13 protein-coding genes and 1 rRNA gene are annotated in these 15,944 nt (G+C 71.3%); 11 read left to right on the forward strand and 3 right to left on the reverse strand.

Going from position 1 to position 15,944, the window contains the following annotated elements:
- Positions 1–324: 324 nt before the first annotated feature.
- Genes HUT06_RS19120 through HUT06_RS19130 form a run of 3 tightly spaced genes read right to left on the reverse strand, consistent with a single transcriptional unit; the run spans position 325 to position 2,722 of the window.
- A complete protein-coding gene (locus HUT06_RS19120) occupies positions 325–1,176 on the reverse strand; it encodes an ABC transporter permease (protein WP_176196986.1) in 852 nt (283 codons plus the stop codon).
- Positions 1,173–2,141, reverse strand: a complete 969-nt coding sequence (locus tag HUT06_RS19125; RefSeq protein ID WP_176196987.1) for an ATP-binding cassette domain-containing protein — start codon at positions 2,139–2,141, stop codon at positions 1,173–1,175. The genes HUT06_RS19120 and HUT06_RS19125 overlap by 4 nt, the downstream gene beginning before the upstream one ends.
- Entirely contained in the window at positions 2,138–2,722 is a 585-nt protein-coding gene (locus HUT06_RS19130) for a MarR family winged helix-turn-helix transcriptional regulator (RefSeq protein ID WP_176196988.1), read from the reverse strand. Before HUT06_RS19130 ends, HUT06_RS19125 begins: the two co-directional genes overlap by 4 nt.
- 161 nt (positions 2,723–2,883) lie before the next feature.
- Between HUT06_RS19130 and argC the strand changes: the two genes are divergently transcribed.
- The 11 genes from argC to HUT06_RS19185 all read left to right on the forward strand — a co-directional run bounded on the left by argC (position 2,884) and on the right by HUT06_RS19185 (position 15,732).
- Positions 2,884–3,912 carry an N-acetyl-gamma-glutamyl-phosphate reductase gene (gene argC / locus HUT06_RS19135; RefSeq protein WP_176196989.1) on the forward strand — a complete coding sequence of 343 codons (1,029 nt, stop codon included), beginning with the start codon at positions 2,884–2,886 and terminating at the stop codon, positions 3,910–3,912.
- A complete protein-coding gene (gene argJ / locus HUT06_RS19140) occupies positions 3,909–5,066 on the forward strand; it encodes a bifunctional glutamate N-acetyltransferase/amino-acid acetyltransferase ArgJ (protein WP_176196990.1) in 1,158 nt (385 codons plus the stop codon). Before argC ends, argJ begins: the two co-directional genes overlap by 4 nt.
- Complete coding sequence (argB, locus tag HUT06_RS19145; protein WP_176196991.1) at positions 5,063–6,007, forward strand: acetylglutamate kinase; 945 nt, start codon at positions 5,063–5,065, stop codon at positions 6,005–6,007. Before argJ ends, argB begins: the two co-directional genes overlap by 4 nt.
- Positions 6,008–6,039: 32 nt before the next feature.
- Entirely contained in the window at positions 6,040–7,194 is a 1,155-nt protein-coding gene (locus HUT06_RS19150) for an acetylornithine transaminase (RefSeq protein WP_176201467.1), read from the forward strand.
- A 2-nt stretch (positions 7,195–7,196) separates the two neighbouring features.
- Entirely contained in the window at positions 7,197–8,114 is a 918-nt protein-coding gene (gene argF, locus HUT06_RS19155; RefSeq protein ID WP_176196992.1) for an ornithine carbamoyltransferase, read from the forward strand.
- A gap of 8 nt (positions 8,115–8,122) precedes the next feature.
- Positions 8,123–8,626 (forward strand): arginine repressor, encoded by a 504-nt coding sequence (locus tag HUT06_RS19160; protein ID WP_176201466.1) that lies wholly within the window; start codon positions 8,123–8,125, stop codon positions 8,624–8,626.
- A gap of 66 nt (positions 8,627–8,692) precedes the next feature.
- Entirely contained in the window at positions 8,693–9,895 is a 1,203-nt protein-coding gene (locus tag HUT06_RS19165) for an argininosuccinate synthase (RefSeq protein ID WP_176196993.1), read from the forward strand.
- A gap of 148 nt (positions 9,896–10,043) precedes the next feature.
- The gene (argH, locus tag HUT06_RS19170; protein WP_176196994.1) at positions 10,044–11,462 is read left to right on the forward strand and encodes an argininosuccinate lyase; all 1,419 of its coding nucleotides are present in this window, start codon (positions 10,044–10,046) and stop codon (positions 11,460–11,462) included.
- Between the two features lie 75 nt (positions 11,463–11,537).
- Entirely contained in the window at positions 11,538–12,173 is a 636-nt protein-coding gene (locus HUT06_RS19175) for a DNA-3-methyladenine glycosylase (RefSeq protein WP_176196995.1), read from the forward strand.
- 123 nt (positions 12,174–12,296) lie between these two features.
- On the forward strand, positions 12,297–13,574 hold the full coding sequence (gene tyrS, locus HUT06_RS19180; protein ID WP_176196996.1) for a tyrosine--tRNA ligase: 1,278 nt from the start codon (positions 12,297–12,299) through the stop codon (positions 13,572–13,574).
- 639 nt (positions 13,575–14,213) lie between these two features.
- A 16S ribosomal RNA gene (locus tag HUT06_RS19185) occupies positions 14,214–15,732 on the forward strand.
- The last annotated feature ends 212 nt before the right edge of the window (positions 15,733–15,944 follow it).

The following is a 15,944-nucleotide window of genomic DNA, read 5'->3' on the forward strand; positions in this document are numbered from 1 at the left end:
TGAGCGTTCAGTGCGGGTTCGAGTCCCGCCCCCGGCACCCGTGCCGGGGTGGCCCAACCGGTAGAGGCAGCCGCCCGCTCAACCTCAGATTCTCGCTCGAAGCTCAGCATCCGCCGCTCATCACCGGTCCGCTCGGACGTGGACGGCGACTCCGGAAATGCCGGTTCGAATCCGGCTCGCTCCGCTCGTGGGGCGATGGCGTAACGGCAACGCGCTGGAGCTTTCAGGATGATCCGCGTCCGCCTGGCACCGGTGTGCGAATTGGGCGGCAACCACAGGGGCCCGGGGGATGGCAAAACCTCCGGGCCCCGCTCGCGCGCCGGGTCAGGTGAGGACGCGCTTGGTGAACGTGCGCATCGCGGCCCACGTCAGCAGGACCGTCCCGCCGACGATGGCCAGCAGGAACGCCCACACGGGCATGTGCGGGATGTCCGGAGTGAGCGCGCTCCGCAGCCCCTCGCTGACGTAGACGAGGGGGTTGAACAGGCTGGCGATCTGCAGCCAGCGGATGTTCTCCAGCGCCGACCACGGGTAGTACACGCAGCCGAGCATCGTCATCGGCAGCAGCACCATCGCGAACAGGACCTGGACCTTCTGCGGGTTCATGATCGTGCCGAGCAGCAGGCCGCCCGCCGCCGACAGCAGCGACCCGGCCACCATGACCAGGATCAGCACCGGCCAGTTGCCGACGTGCACCGAGGGCGCCTCGCCCTCGGCGTGGATGAACAGCACCGCCGGGAAGACCAGCAGCCCGCCGATCAGCCCCTGCGCCGCCGCGGCGATGATCTTCTGCGCGGCCAGCAGCGGCACCGGCACCGGTGCCAGCGCCCGGTCGGTGATCGACTTCTGCCAGGTCAGCTCCATCATCAGCGGGAAGATCACCGCCATCATCGCCTGCATGATGATGGACGAGCCGACCAGGCCGGGCAGCAGGATGGTGGAGAACGACGGTCCGCCCGGCCCGCCCGCCATCGCGCCGCCGCCGAGCTTCGGCAGGACGTAGGCGAACACGAACACGAACATCACCGGCTGCACCAGCACCCGGACGAACGTCGACAGGAAGTTCTTGCGCATGACCCGCGCCTCGCGGGCCATCATCGCGGCGAACGTGCGCGGGACCGTCGCCCGCGCCGGCGGCGGCGGGGCGAGGACGGCGGGGGCCGTGGAGGCGGTCATTCGCGGTAGTCCCTTCCGGTGAGGGTGAGGAAGACGGTCTCCAGGCTGGGCCGGAGCTGGGTGGCGTCGGTGACGCCGACGCCGGCGGCGGAGCCGATCGTGACGAGCTCGCCGAGGATGCCGTCGGGGGCGGCGGCGAACACCCGGACCTGGCCGTCGGTGACCTCGACCTTGCTGATGCCCTCCCGGTCGGAGAGCTTCTCGATCTCCCGCGGGGCGGGGGCGTCGTAGCTGACGGTGATGACGGTGTCGGCGCCGGCGCTGGACTTCAGCTGGTCGACGGTGCCGCTGGCGAGGACCGTGCCGTGGTCGACGACCGCGACCCGGTCGCAGAGCGCCTCGGCCTCCTCCATGTAGTGGGTGGTGAGGACGATCGTCTGCCCGGCCGCCTGGAGGCCGCGCAGCACCTCCCACAGGTTGGTGCGGGTCTGCGGGTCGAGGCCGGCGGTCGGCTCGTCCAGGAACAGCACCTCGGGCCCGTGCATGAGGGCCCGGCAGATCATCACCCGCTTGGCCTGCCCGCCGGAGATCTCGAACGGGTTGCCGCCGCGCTGCTCGGTGAGCCCGAACAGCTCCAGCAACTCGCCCGCGCGGCGGCGCGCGTCGCGGGCTCCGAGGCCGAAGTAGCGGCCGCGGAACTCCAGGTTCTCGGCGACGGTGAGGTCGCTGTCCAGCGTGTTGTTCTGCGACACCACGCCGATGCGCCGCTTGATCTCGACGGCGTCCCGCACCACGTCCAGGCCGGTCACGTGCGCGCTGCCGCCCGTCGGGACGACCAGCGTGGTGAGCATGCCGATGGTGGTGGACTTGCCGGCGCCGTTCGGGCCGAGCAGCCCGAAGAACTCGCCGCGCGGGACGTCCAGGTCGATGCCCCGCACCGCGCGCACCTCAGGGCGGGGCCCGGACGCGGGATAGGTCTTGCGCAGGCCGGCCGTCCGGACGGCCGCTTCCGGGGATTCGGTCATGCGCCGTCTCCCTCCGCTTCCTCGTCGTCGCTGTCGTGCAGGTCGTTGTCGTGGAGCTCGTCGTCGTGCAGGTCGTCGTCGTGGGAGTCGTCGCCGTGGAGCCGGCAGTCGTCGTGGGAGTAGTTCTCGAATCGCTCGATCAGCTTGAGCAGGAACCGGCGGACGGCCTCCACGTCCTCCTCGCCGACGACGTCGTAGAGGCGGCCGAGGTCCCGGCCGATGGGTTCGGCCTTCTCGGCGAGCAGCTCGCGGCCGGCGTCGGTGATGCGCAGCATGACCCCGCGCCGGTCGCGGTGGGAGGGCTCGCGCCGGACGTGCCCGTTGCGCTCCAGCGTGTCGACCACCGAGGTGATCGTCGCGGGGGTGACGTGCAGCCGCTTGGCGACCTCGCCCGGGCGCAGGCCGTCCTCGACGATCAGCAGCCGCAGCAGGAAGTACCCGGCGGGGCTGATGCCGTGCCGCTCGACGATCCGCCAGACCACGGGGCCCGACAGCCGCGAGGCCGCGCCGAAGAGCCTGCCGACCGGCCACTCCTCCCTGGGGCCGTACATCTTGAGGTCGTCGATCCCGAAACCGCCCATGGCGGTGATGTTAGAGCCCTGAACTTTAGATGGCAAATCTTTAGCCCTCTAAATACTCGCTGTGGCGCTCATCTCAGCAGGTGGGAAAACCGGACCCTGGCGTTGAATAGACATCCATGGTCCTGCATACTCTTGCTTGTTGTCTTCGAGAGGGCGGGGAGATGGGAATCCGGACGGCGGTCGCCGGCGCCAGCGGTTACGCGGGCGGCGAGCTGCTGCGCATCCTGGCGGGACATCCAGAGTTCGAGATCGGCGCGCTGACGGCGGGCTCCAACGCCGGCACCGAGCTGGGCGCGCACCAGCCCCACCTGCGATCCCTGGCCGGGCGCGTCCTGGCCGAGACCACCCCCGAGACCCTGTCCGGCCACGACGTGGTGTTCCTGGCGCTGCCGCACGGCCAGTCCGGGCCGCTCGCCGCGCGGCTCGGCGAGGACGTGCTGGTCATCGACTGCGGCGCGGACCACCGGCTCGCCGACGCGGCCGCCTGGGAGGCGTTCTACGGCACCCCCCACGCGGGCACCTGGCCCTACGGGCTGCCCGAGCTGCCCGGCCACCGCGAGGCGCTGCGCGGCGCACGGCGGATCGCCGTCCCGGGCTGCTACCCGACCGCGGTGTCGCTCGCGCTGGCCCCCGCGTACGCGGCCGGGCTCGCCGAGCCCGACGCCGTCGTCGTCGCCGCGTCCGGCACCTCCGGCGCGGGACGGGCCCTCAAGCCGCACCTGCTCGGCAGCGAGGTGATGGGCTCGATGTCCGCCTACGGCGTCGGCGGGACGCATAGGCATACGCCCGAGATGGTGCAGAACCTCAGCGCCGCCGCGGGGGAGCCGGTCACGGTCTCCTTCACCCCGACGCTCGCGCCGATGAGCCGCGGCATCCTCGCCACCTGCACGGCCAAGGCCCGCCCCGGCACGACCGCCGCGGCGCTGCGCGCCGCCTACACCGAGGCCTACGCCGCCGAGCCGTTCGCCGGCCTGCTCCCCGAGGGCCGCTGGCCCGCCACGTCCATGACGCTCGGCGCGAACACCGTCCTCCTCCAGACGGCCCTGGACGAGGCGGCGGGCCGCATCGTCGTGGTCGCCGCCGTCGACAACCTCGCCAAGGGCACCGCGGGCGGCGCGGTCCAGAGCGCCAACATCGCCCTCGGCCTCCCGGAAGAACTCGGGCTCACCACGATCGGAGTGTCCCCTTGAGCGTCACCGCCCCCCGGGGTTTCCGCGCCGCGGGCGTCGTCGCCGGGCTCAAGCCCAGCGGCAACCGCGACCTGGCCCTCGTCGTCAACGACGGACCGTCCCGCGCGGCGGCCGGCGTCTTCACCCGCAACCGCGTGAAGGCCGCGCCCGTCCTGTGGTCCGAGCAGGTCCTCGCCGGCGGCCGCGTCCGCGCGGTCGTGCTCAACGCGGGCGGCGCCAACGCCTGCACCGGCGCCCCCGGCTTCCAGGACACCCACGCCACCGCCGAGAAGGCGGCCGAGCTGCTGGCGGACTCCGCCGGCGAGATCGCGGTCTGCTCCACCGGGCTGATCGGCGAGCGGCTCCCCATGGACCTGCTGCTGCCCGGCGTCGGCAAGGCCGCCGCCGAGCTGTCGCGCGGCGACGGCGGGCTCGCCGCCGCCGACGCGATCCGCACCACCGACACCGTCGCGAAGATCTCCTTCCGGCAGGGCGCGGGCGGCTACATGATCGGCGCGATGGCCAAGGGCGCCGGCATGCTCGCGCCGTCGCTGGCCACCATGCTCTGCGTGGTCACCACCGACGCCGACCTGCCCGCCGAGACCCTCGACCGGGCGCTGCGCGCGGCGACCGGCGCCACCCTCGACCGGCTCGACTCCGACGGCTGCATGTCCACCAACGACACCGTCCTGCTGCTGGCGTCCGGCGCCGCCGGGACCGTTCCGGACGAGGAGGAGTTCACCGCGCTGCTCACCGAGGTGTGCGCCGACCTGACCCGGCAGCTGCTGGTGGACGCCGAGGGCGCGTCCAAGGCCATCGCGATCGAGGTCGTCGGCGCCGCGTCCGAGGACGACGCCGTCACCGTCGGGCGGTCCATCGCCCGCAACAACCTGCTCAAGTGCGCCGTCCACGGCGAGGACCCGAACTGGGGCCGGGTGCTGTCGGCGGTCGGCACCACCGACGCGGTGTTCGAGCCCGACCACCTCAACGTCGCGATCAACGGCGTGTGGGTGTGCCGCAACGGCGCGTCCGGCGACGACCGCGACAAGGTCGACCTGCGCCCCCGGGACGTGACGATCACCGTCGACCTCGCGGCGGGCCCGCACAGCGCCACCGTCTGGACGACCGACCTCACCGCCGACTACGTCCACGAGAACTCGGCGTACTCGACATGAGCGCGATCACCAGCGGATCGCGGATCCGCGGCAACCGGGCGGGCGTGCTGCCGAAGGCGGAGACGCTCATCAAGGCGCTGCCGTGGCTGGAGCGCTTCCACGGCAAGACCGTCGTGATCAAGTACGGCGGCCACGCGATGACCGACGAGGCACTGCGGCACTCGTTCGCCGAGGACATCGTGTTCCTGCGCTACGCCGGGCTGAAGCCGGTGATCGTGCACGGCGGCGGCCCGCAGATCAACGCCGCGCTCGCCCGCAACGGCATCGACTCGACGTTCACCGCCGGGCTGCGGGTCACCACGCCGGAGGCCATGGAGGTCGTCCGGATGGTGCTGACCGGGCAGGTGCAGCGCGACGTCGTCGGGCTCATCAACCGGCACGGCCCGTTCGCGCTCGGCATGTCCGGCGAGGACGCGAACCTGCTCACCGCCGAGCGCAAGCACGCGGTCGTCGACGGCGAGAAGGTCGACATCGGCCAGGTCGGCGAGATCGTCGAGGTCCAGGTCGGCGCCGTCCGGGCGCTGCTGGACGACGGCCGCGTCCCGGTCGTGTCCAGCATCGCGCGCGGCGACGACGGCGAGGTCTACAACGTCAACGCCGACACCGCCGCCGCGGCGCTGGCCGTCGCGCTGGACGCGGCGAAGCTCGTCGTGCTCACCGACGTCGACGGCCTGTACGCGAACTGGCCGGACAGCGACGACGTGATCGACGGCCTCACCACCGACGAGCTGGCCGCGCTGCTGCCGGGCCTGTCGGCCGGGATGGTGCCGAAGATGGAGGCCTGCCTGACCGCCGTGCGCGGCGGCGTCCCGCAGGCCCACGTGCTGGACGGCCGCGTCCCGCACTCGCTGCTGCTGGAGATCTTCACCGACGAAGGGATCGGAACGATGGTGCTGCCCAGCCTCCCGGGCGCCGCGCCGGAGCCGGAGGCGGCGCCGTGAGCGGCCTGCGGGAGCGGTTCGAGACCGCGTTCATGCCGAACTACGGGGTGCCGCCGGTGGCGCTGGCGCGCGGCGAGGGCTGCCGGGTCTGGGACACCGCCGGCCGCGAGTACCTCGACCTGATCGCCGGAATCGCGGTCACCTCGCTCGGGCACGGGCACCCCGCCCTCGTCGAGGCGGTGTCGTCGCAGGTCGCCACCCTCGCGCACACCTCCAACCTCTTCCTCAACGAGCCGGAGGTGCTGCTCGCCGAGCGGCTGCGGGACCTGCTCGGCGGCGACGGGAGGGTGTTCCTCGCCAACAGCGGCACCGAGGCCAACGAGTGCGCGCTCAAGCTCGCGATCAAGTACGGCAGGGCGAACGGCCGGTCGTACTTCGTCGCCGCGGAGAACGGGTTCCACGGCCGGAGCATGGGCGCGCTGTCGCTGACCGGCAAGGCCTCCATCCGGGAGCCGTTCGGGCCGTTCGCCATCGACGTCCGCTTCGTCCCCTACGGTGACGCGGACGCGCTGAAGGCCGCCGTCGGCGCCGACTGCGCCGCCGTGTTCCTGGAGCCCACGCAGGGCGAGGGCGGGGTCGTCCCGCCGCCCGCGGGCTACCTCACGGCCGCCCGCGAGATCTGCGACGCCGCCGGCGCGCTGCTCGTCGCCGACGAGATCCAGTCGGCGATCGGCCGCACCGGCACCTGGTTCGCGTTCGAGCACGAGGGCGTCCGGCCCGACGTCATCACCCTCGCCAAGGGGCTCGGCGGGGGCCTGCCGATCGGGGCGTGCGTCGCGTTCGGCCCGCACGGCGACCTGTTCGCCAAGGGCGACCACGGCAGCACCTTCGGCGGGAACCCGGTCGCCGCCGCCGCGGCCCTCGCCGTCCTCAGCACCATCGACGAGGACGGCCTGCTCGCCAACGCCGTCGCGGCCGGGGACGTCCTGGCCGCCGGGCTCGGCGCCATCGAGCACCCGCTGCTCGCGGGCGTGCGGGGCCGCGGGCTGTGGCGCGCCGCCGTCCTCACCGGGCCGCACGCGCCCGCCGTGGAGGCCGCCGCCCGCGACGCCGGCTTCCTGATCAACGCCGTGCAGCCGGACGCGCTGCGGATCGCGCCGCCGCTCGTCATCACCACCGCGCAGGTGCGGTCGTTCACCGACGCGTTCCCGGCGATCCTCGCCGCCGCCGCCGGACAGGAGGGATGACCATGACCAGGCACTTCCTCCGCGACGACGACCTGGCCCCCGCCGAGCAGGCCGAGGTCCTCGACCTCGCCGCGAAGGTGAAGAAGGACCGGTTCGCCCACCGGCCGCTGGAGGGTCCCCGGTCCGTCGCCGTCCTGTTCGACAAGCCCTCCACCCGGACCCGGCTGTCGTTCACCGCCGGCATCGCCGAACTGGGCGGCAACCCCCTCGTCATGGACGCCGGGACGAGCCAGCTCGGCCGCGGCGAGACCATCGCCGACACCGCCCGCGTCCTGGAGCGGCAGGTCAGCGCCATCGTGTGGCGGACCGCCGGGCAGGAGCGCATCGACGAGATGGCCGCCGGCACCACCGTCCCGGTCGTCAACGCCCTCACCGACGAGTTCCACCCCTGCCAGATCCTCGCCGACCTGCAGACCGTCCGGGAGGCCAAGGGCGACCTCGCCGGCGCCGTCCTCGCCTACTTCGGCGACGGCGCCAACAACATGGCGCACTCCTACCTGCTCGGCTGCGCCACCGCCGGGATGCACGTCCGTGTCGGCGCCCCCGCGTCGCTGCCGCCGCACCCCGCCGTCGTCGCCCGCGCCACCGAGATCGCCGCCGCCACCGGCGGGTCCGTGACCGTCACCGACGACGCCGCGCAGGCCGCCGCCGGAGCCGACGTCCTCGCCACCGACACCTGGGTCTCGATGGGCCAGGACGGCAAGGACACCTCGCTCTACGCGCCCTACGCCGTGACCGAGGAGCTGCTCGCCCTCGCCGACCCGGCCGCGGTCGTCCTGCACTGCCTGCCCGCCTACCGCGGGAAGGAGATCGCCGCCTCCGTCCTGGACGGCCCCCAGAGCCGCGTCTGGGACGAGGCGGAGAACCGGCTGCACGCCCAGAAGGCGCTGCTCGTCTGGCTGCTGGAGCGCTCCCGGTGACCACCCCCATGACCAAGGCCGCCCGGCACGCCCGGGTGATCGAGCTGCTGACCCGGCACCCCGTCCACTCGCAGGGGGAGCTCGCGAAGCTCCTCGGCGACGACGGCGTCGAGGTCACCCAGGCCACGCTCTCGCGCGACCTGGTCGAGATCGGCGCGGTGAAGCTGCGCGCCGACGACGGCAGCCTGATCTACGCCGTCCCCGGAGAGGGCGGCGAGCGGATCCGGCGGGCCCGCACCGGGGCCGCCGAGACCTTCACCGGACGGCTCTCCCGGCTCGCCGCGGAGCTGCTCGTCTCGGCCGAGGCGTCGGCCAACCTGGTCATGGTGCGGACCCCGCCCGGGGCCGCGCAGTACCTGGCCTCGGCGATCGACCACGCCGAGTGGCCGACGATCCTCGGCACCGTCGCCGGCGACGACTCGATCCTCGTCATCGCCCGCGACCCGACCGGCGGGGAGGACGTCGCGCAGGCGCTCCTCAGGCTGACGGGCGGGCGCGAACGACGAAGTTAGGGGCCGCGCGCGGCCCCGCATCCCAGCCTTTCGAATCCGCACACTTTCGCACAGGAGACAGAGACCATGAGCGAGCGCGTCGTACTCGCGTACTCCGGGGGCCTGGACACCTCCGTCGCCATCCCGTACCTCGCCGAGCAGACCGGCGGCGAGGTCATCGCCGTCGCCGTCGACGTCGGCCAGGGCGGCGAGGACCTCGACACCATCCGCAAGCGGGCCCTGGCCTGCGGCGCCGCCGAGGCCGTCGTCGTGGACGCCAGGGAGGAGTTCGCCGCGGACTTCTGCGTCCCCGCCATGCAGGCCAACGCCCTCTACATGGACCGCTACCCGCTGGTGTCGGCGCTGTCCCGGCCGCTGATCGTCAAGCACCTGGTGGCGGCCGCGAAGGAGTTCGGCGGCACCACCGTCTCGCACGGCTGCACCGGCAAGGGCAACGACCAGGTCCGGTTCGAGGCCGGGCTGTCGGCCCTCGACCCCGGGCTCAAGGTCATCGCGCCCGCCCGCGACTTCGCCTGGACGCGGGACAAGGCCATCGCCTTCGCCGAGGACAAGGGCCTCCCGATCGACGTGTCGGCCAAGTCGCCGTACTCCATCGACCAGAACCTGTGGGGCCGCGCCGTCGAGACCGGCTTCCTGGAGGACATCTGGAACGGGCCCATCGAGGACGTCTACGAGTACACCGCCGACCCGGCCGAGCCGCGCGAGGCCGACGAGGTCGTCATCACGTTCGCGGCCGGCGTGCCCGTCGCGCTGGACGGCCGGCCGCTCACCCCGTACCAGGTCGTCGCCGAGCTGAACCGGCGCGCGGGCGCGCAGGGCGTCGGCCGCATCGACATGGTCGAGGACCGGCTCGTCGGCATCAAGAGCCGCGAGGTGTACGAGGCCCCGGCCGCGATCGCGCTGATGGCCGCGCACATGGAGCTGGAGAACGTCACCGTCGAGCGCGACCTCGCCCGCTTCAAGCGGTCCGTCGACCAGCGCTGGGGCGAGCTGGTCTACGACGGCCTGTGGTTCTCGCCGCTGAAGGAGTCCCTGGACGCCTTCATCGCCGACGCGCAGAAGCACGTCTCCGGCGACGTCCGGATGACCCTGCACGGCGGGCGCGCCGTCGTCACCGGCCGGCGCAGCGCCGCCTCGCTCTACAGCTACGACCTCGCCACCTACGACACCGGCGACGCCTTCGACCAGAGCCTCGCCAAGGGCTTCGTCGAGCTGTGGAGCCTGCCCAGCAAGATCGCCGCCAAGCGCGACCGCGACGCCGGCGCCTGACCGGACGCGCCGCGGGCGGCGCAAAGGACGCCGTACCCTGTGGCGGACGTGCCACCATGCGCGGGGACGCCCTCGGCGGGCGTCCCCGCCTGCCGTGGAGCGGCGCGCAGACGACAAACGATCAGCGGTGGGAAGAAGAGGAATTCTCGTGACGAAGGCACCGACGCGGCTGTGGGGCGGCCGGTTCGAAGGCGGCCCGTCGGACGCGCTCGCGCGGCTCTCGGTGAGCGTCCAGTTCGACTGGCGGCTCGCCCCCTACGACCTGATGGGCTCGCGCGCGCACGCCCGCGTCCTCAACCGGGCCGGGCTGCTCACCGACGACGAGCTGGAACGCATGATCGGTGCCCTGGACGACCTGGAGGAGGCGTGCCGGTCCGGCGAGTTCCGGCCCACGGTCGCCGACGAGGACGTCCACACCGCGCTGGAGCGCGGCCTGCTGGAGCGCCTCGGCGCCCTCGGCGGCAAGCTCCGCGCCGGCCGCAGCCGCAACGACCAGGTCGCCACCGACCTGCGCCTCTACCTGCGCGACCACGCCCGGCAGGTCGTCTCCCGGCTGGTCGAGCTGGAGACCGCGCTGATCGCGCAGGCCGAGCACAACCTCGGCGTCGCCGCGCCCGGCATGACGCACCTGCAGCACGCCCAGCCCGTGCTGTTCTCCCACCAGCTCCTCGCGCACGTCCAGCCGCTCACCCGCGACATCGACCGGCTTCGCGACTGGGACAGGCGCGCCGCCGTGTCCCCGCTCGGCTCCGGCGCGCTCGCCGGCTCGTCGCTGCCGCTGGACCCGCAGGCCACCGCCGCCGAGCTCGGCTTCGACGCCGCCGCGCCGAACTCCATGGACGCCGTCGCCGACCGCGACTTCGTCGCCGAGTTCCTGTTCGCCGCCGCGCTGGTCGGCGTGCACCTGTCGCGCCTCGGCGAGGAGATCTGCCTCTGGGCCTCGCAGGAGTTCCGCTGGATCGAGATGGACGACACCTACGCCACCGGGTCGTCGATCATGCCGCAGAAGAAGAACCCCGACGTCGCCGAGCTGGCGCGCGGCAAGGCCGGCCGGCTCATCGGCCACCTCGTCGGCCTGCTCACCACCCTCAAGGGCCTGCCCCTCACCTACAACCGCGACCTGCAGGAGGACAAGGAGGGCGCGTTCGACGCCGTCGAGACGCTGCTGCTCGTCCTGCCGGCCATGTCCGGGCTCATCGCGACGATGCGGGTCAACACCGAGCGCCTGGAGGCCCTCGCCCCCGACGGCTTCGCCCTCGCGACCGACCTCGCCGAGCTGCTCGTCCGGCGCGGCACCGCGTTCCGCGACGCGCACGAGGTCGTCGGCCACCTCGTCGTCTGGTGCCAGGTCAACGACAAGGACTTCGACGACCTCACCGACGAGGAGCTCGCCAAGGTGTCGCCGCACCTGACGCCCGACGTCCGCGAGGTGCTGAACGTCCAGGGCGCCCTGGCCTCCCGCAAGGCCTACGGCGGGACGGCGCCCGACCGCGTCCGCGAGCAGATCGAGGCGCTGCGCGCCCTCGTCAACGGGCACGCCGCGTGGGCGTCCGACACCGAGGACTGACGGCCGCGTCCGGGGCGGTGCGGGCGGCGGCATAGGCTGGCCGGCGGAACCGGCCCCCTAGACCACGGTGAGGCGATGGACGGAGCGCTGCTGCCACGGGACTTCTTCGACCGCCCGGTGGAGGAGGTCGCGCCGTCGCTGCTCGGCCACGTGATCACCCACCGCACCCCCGAGGGGGAGGTGGCCGCCCGGCTCACCGAGGTGGAGGCGTACGCGGGGCCGCTCGACCCCGCGTCCCACGCCTACCGGGGGCGGACCAGGCGCAACGAGGTCATGTTCGGGCCGCCCGGGCACGTGTACGTGTACTTCACCTACGGCATGCACTTCTGCATGAACCTGGTCTGCGGCCCGGACGGGACGTCCATGGCGGTGCTGCTGCGCGCGGGCGAGATCATCGCGGGGGAGGACCTCGCCCGGGCGCGGCGCCCGCGCTCGACCGTCCGGGACCTGGCCCGCGGCCCGGCGCGGCTCTGCCAGGCCCTCGGCATCGCCCGCGAGCAGAACGGCTTGGACGTGTGCGCGCCCGGCGGGGAGATGACCGTCCTCGCGGGCGAGCCCGCCGACCCCGCGCTGATCCGCAGCGGCCCGCGGACCGGCGTGAACGGCGCCAAGGAGGTGCCGTGGCGGTTCTGGATCGACGGTGACCCGACCGTGTCCCCGTACCGCCCGCACGTCCCGCGGCAGCGCCGGAAGGTCCCCGCCGACGGCTGACCCGCCGCCTCTTGGCTCCCGCGCGCCGCGCCGTCCCCGGCCGTTGAATATCGTTGGCGTGACACGCGCCCGCCGGTGCAGTCTGGTGGGTGTACGGAAAGCAAGCCGGAGACGAGGGAGACCGTGACCGACATCCTGGATGATCTCGCGTGGCGCGGCCTGATCGCGCAGTCCACCGACCTGGACGATCTGCGGGCCTTGCTCGCCGCGGGACCGGTCACGCTCTATTGCGGCTTCGACCCGACGGCGCCGTCGCTGCACCTCGGCAACCTGATCCAGATCCTCACGCTGCGGCGCTTCCAGCGGGCCGGGCACCGGCCGATCGGCCTCGTCGGCGGCGCCACCGGGCTGATCGGAGACCCGAGCGGCAAGAGCGCCGAGCGCGTGCTGAACTCGGAGGAGACCGTCGCCGCCTGGGTCGAGCGGGTCCGCGGCCAGGTGTCGGGGTTCCTCGACTTCCACGAGGGGCCGACCGGCGCCACCATGGTCAGCAACCTCGACTGGACGGGCCCGATGTCGGCCATCGAGTTCCTGCGCGACATCGGCAAGCACTTCCCGGTCAACCGGATGCTCGCCCGGGAGACGGTCAAGGCCCGCCTCGACTCGACCGGCATGAGCTACACCGAGTTCAGCTACGTGCTGCTCCAGTCCATGGACTTCCTGGAGCTGTACCGGCGGCACGGCTGCCGGCTGCAGACGGGCGGCAGCGACCAGTGGGGCAACCTGACCGCGGGCGTCGACCTGATCCGCCGCGTCGAGGGCGGCAGCGCGCACGCGCTGACCACGCCGCTGCTCACCAAGGCGGACGGGTCGAAGTTCGGCAAGACCGCCGGCGGCGAGACCTACTGGCTCGACGCGGAGCTGACCTCGCCGTACGCGTTCTACCAGTTCTGGATCAACGCCGACGACCGGGACGTGGACAAGTTCCTGAAGTTCTTCAGCTTCCGGCCGCGCGAGGAGATCGAGGAGCTGGTGAAGCAGGGCGCCGACCGCCCCGCGGCCCGCGCCCCGCAGCGGGCGCTCGCCGAGGAGATGACCACGCTGGTCCACGGCGCGGACGAGACCGCCCGCGTCGTCGCCGCCTCCCGCGCCCTGTTCGGCCAGGGCTCCCTGGAGGAGCTGGACGAGCGGACGCTGAGGGCCGCGCTCGCGGAGGTGCCGCGGGCCGAGGTGCCGTCCGGTGACCTGCCGAGCGTGGTGGACCTCCTCGCGGAGTCCGGCCTGTGCAAGAGCAAGTCCGAGGCGCGCCGCGCGATCGCCCAGGGCGGCGCGTACCTCAACAACGCCAAGGTCGAGTCGGAGGACGCCGTGCCGGCGCCGTCCGACCTCCTCCACGGCCGCTTCCTCGTCCTGCGGCGCGGCAAGCGGCACGTGGGAGGCGTGGAGGTGACGACGGCCTGAGCCGTCGGGAACCGTCCCGCGAACGCCCGTCCGGTCCCGCACCGGGCGGGCGTTCGCCATGACCGGGCCAAACTTCGGTAGATACACGTCACAGTGCGGTTACGAGCGGCTGTGCCGGGCATCATCTAGGGCCGGAAAACTACATCTGACCTGGGGTTACACGGCCACGGAGGTCGATTTGACGCTCCTGGCGGGTGGATCTAATGTTCTACTCGCCCCAAGGGGGAGCGGGACGCCGGAACCGGCGGCCGGCCCCGAAGGGGATCCTCTGCAGACCAGCCCGGTGGAGACACGTCTCCGTCGATTGGGACGTACGAGGACGATCCGCCCCGAAGTTGGATGAACGGGACGAATCGGGTAAGCTTGAAGGGTTGCCTCGGAGCCGGGGTCCGCGAGAGCGGGGTTCGGCGCGGTGGGTGTCCGTTTCTTGAGAACTCAACAGCGTGTTAAAAGCCAGTGCCTTTATCGGCTCGGTGCTCTCTTCGGGGAGTCCGGGTCGCCCCGTGGCCGTCAGCCCTTCCGGGTTGATGGTGGGGATTTCTTTGAGGCAATGCGCGACTCTTCGGAGTTGTGCTTTTGCTGGGATTTTCTTCGAGGTTTGGCCGGCTGGGGTTCGCCCCCTGGTTGGTCGTTTGGACCTTAATGGAGAGTTTGATCCTGGCTCAGGACGAACGCTGGCGGCGTGCTTAACACATGCAAGTCGAGCGGAAAGGCCCCTTCGGGGGTACTCGAGCGGCGAACGGGTGAGTAACACGTGAGCAACCTGCCCCTGACTCTGGGATAAGCCCGGGAAACTGGGTCTAATACCGGATATGACCGGCCTTCGCATGGAGTGCCGGTGGAAAGTTTTTCGGTTGGGGATGGGCTCGCGGCCTATCAGCTTGTTGGTGGGGTGATGGCCTACCAAGGCGACGACGGGTAACCGGCCTGAGAGGGCGACCGGTCACACTGGGACTGAGACACGGCCCAGACTCCTACGGGAGGCAGCAGTGGGGAATATTGCGCAATGGGCGGAAGCCTGACGCAGCGACGCCGCGTGGGGGATGACGGCCTTCGGGTTGTAAACCTCTTTCAGCAGGGACGAAGCTAACGTGACGGTACCTGCAGAAGAAGCGCCGGCTAACTACGTGCCAGCAGCCGCGGTAATACGTAGGGCGCAAGCGTTGTCCGGAATTATTGGGCGTAAAGAGCTCGTAGGCGGTTTGTCGCGTCTGTCGTGAAAGCCCACGGCTTAACCGTGGGTCTGCGGTGGATACGGGCAGACTAGAGGCAGGTAGGGGAGAATGGAATTCCCGGTGTAGCGGTGAAATGCGCAGATATCGGGAGGAACACCGGTGGCGAAGGCGGTTCTCTGGGCCTGTACTGACGCTGAGGAGCGAAAGCGTGGGGAGCGAACAGGATTAGATACCCTGGTAGTCCACGCCGTAAACGTTGGGCGCTAGGTGTGGGGTTCTTCCACGGATTCCGCGCCGTAGCTAACGCATTAAGCGCCCCGCCTGGGGAGTACGGCCGCAAGGCTAAAACTCAAAGGAATTGACGGGGGCCCGCACAAGCGGCGGAGCATGTTGCTTAATTCGACGCAACGCGAAGAACCTTACCAAGGCTTGACATCGCCGGAAATCCCGCAGAGATGCGGGGTCCTTTTTGGGCCGGTGACAGGTGGTGCATGGCTGTCGTCAGCTCGTGTCGTGAGATGTTGGGTTAAGTCCCGCAACGAGCGCAACCCTCGTTCCATGTTGCCAGCACGTAGTGGTGGGGACTCATGGGAGACCGCCGGGGTCAACTCGGAGGAAGGTGGGGATGACGTCAAGTCATCATGCCCCTTATGTCTTGGGCTGCAAACATGCTACAATGGCCGGTACAGAGGGCTGCGATACCGTGAGGTGGAGCGAATCCCTTAAAGCCGGTCTCAGTTCGGATCGAAGTCTGCAACTCGACTTCGTGAAGTCGGAGTCGCTAGTAATCGCAGATCAGCAACGCTGCGGTGAATACGTTCCCGGGCCTTGTACACACCGCCCGTCACGTCACGAAAGTCGGCAACACCCGAAGCCCGTGGCCCAACCAGCAATGGGGGGAGCGGTCGAAGGTGGGGCCGGCGATTGGGACGAAGTCGTAACAAGGTAGCCGTACCGGAAGGTGCGGCTGGATCACCTCCTTTCTAAGGAGCACACAACTGGCTCGGATCGACCCTTCGGGGTGTCTGAGTCGGTGGCCGCTGTTGACAGCGAGTGTCTGTCAGGTGGCTGCTCATAGATGTGGAGCACTGGCTACTCAGTCTGCTGGCCGTGCGGCTCAGCTAGTACCGCCCTGGGATGGGAGACCATCTCGGGGAGTGGGAACGGTGAGTCCCGGGCGGTCGGCAGGTTGGAC

This window comes from Actinomadura sp. NAK00032 (assembly GCF_013364275.1).
In the GTDB taxonomy this organism is placed as follows: domain Bacteria; phylum Actinomycetota; class Actinomycetes; order Streptosporangiales; family Streptosporangiaceae; genus Spirillospora.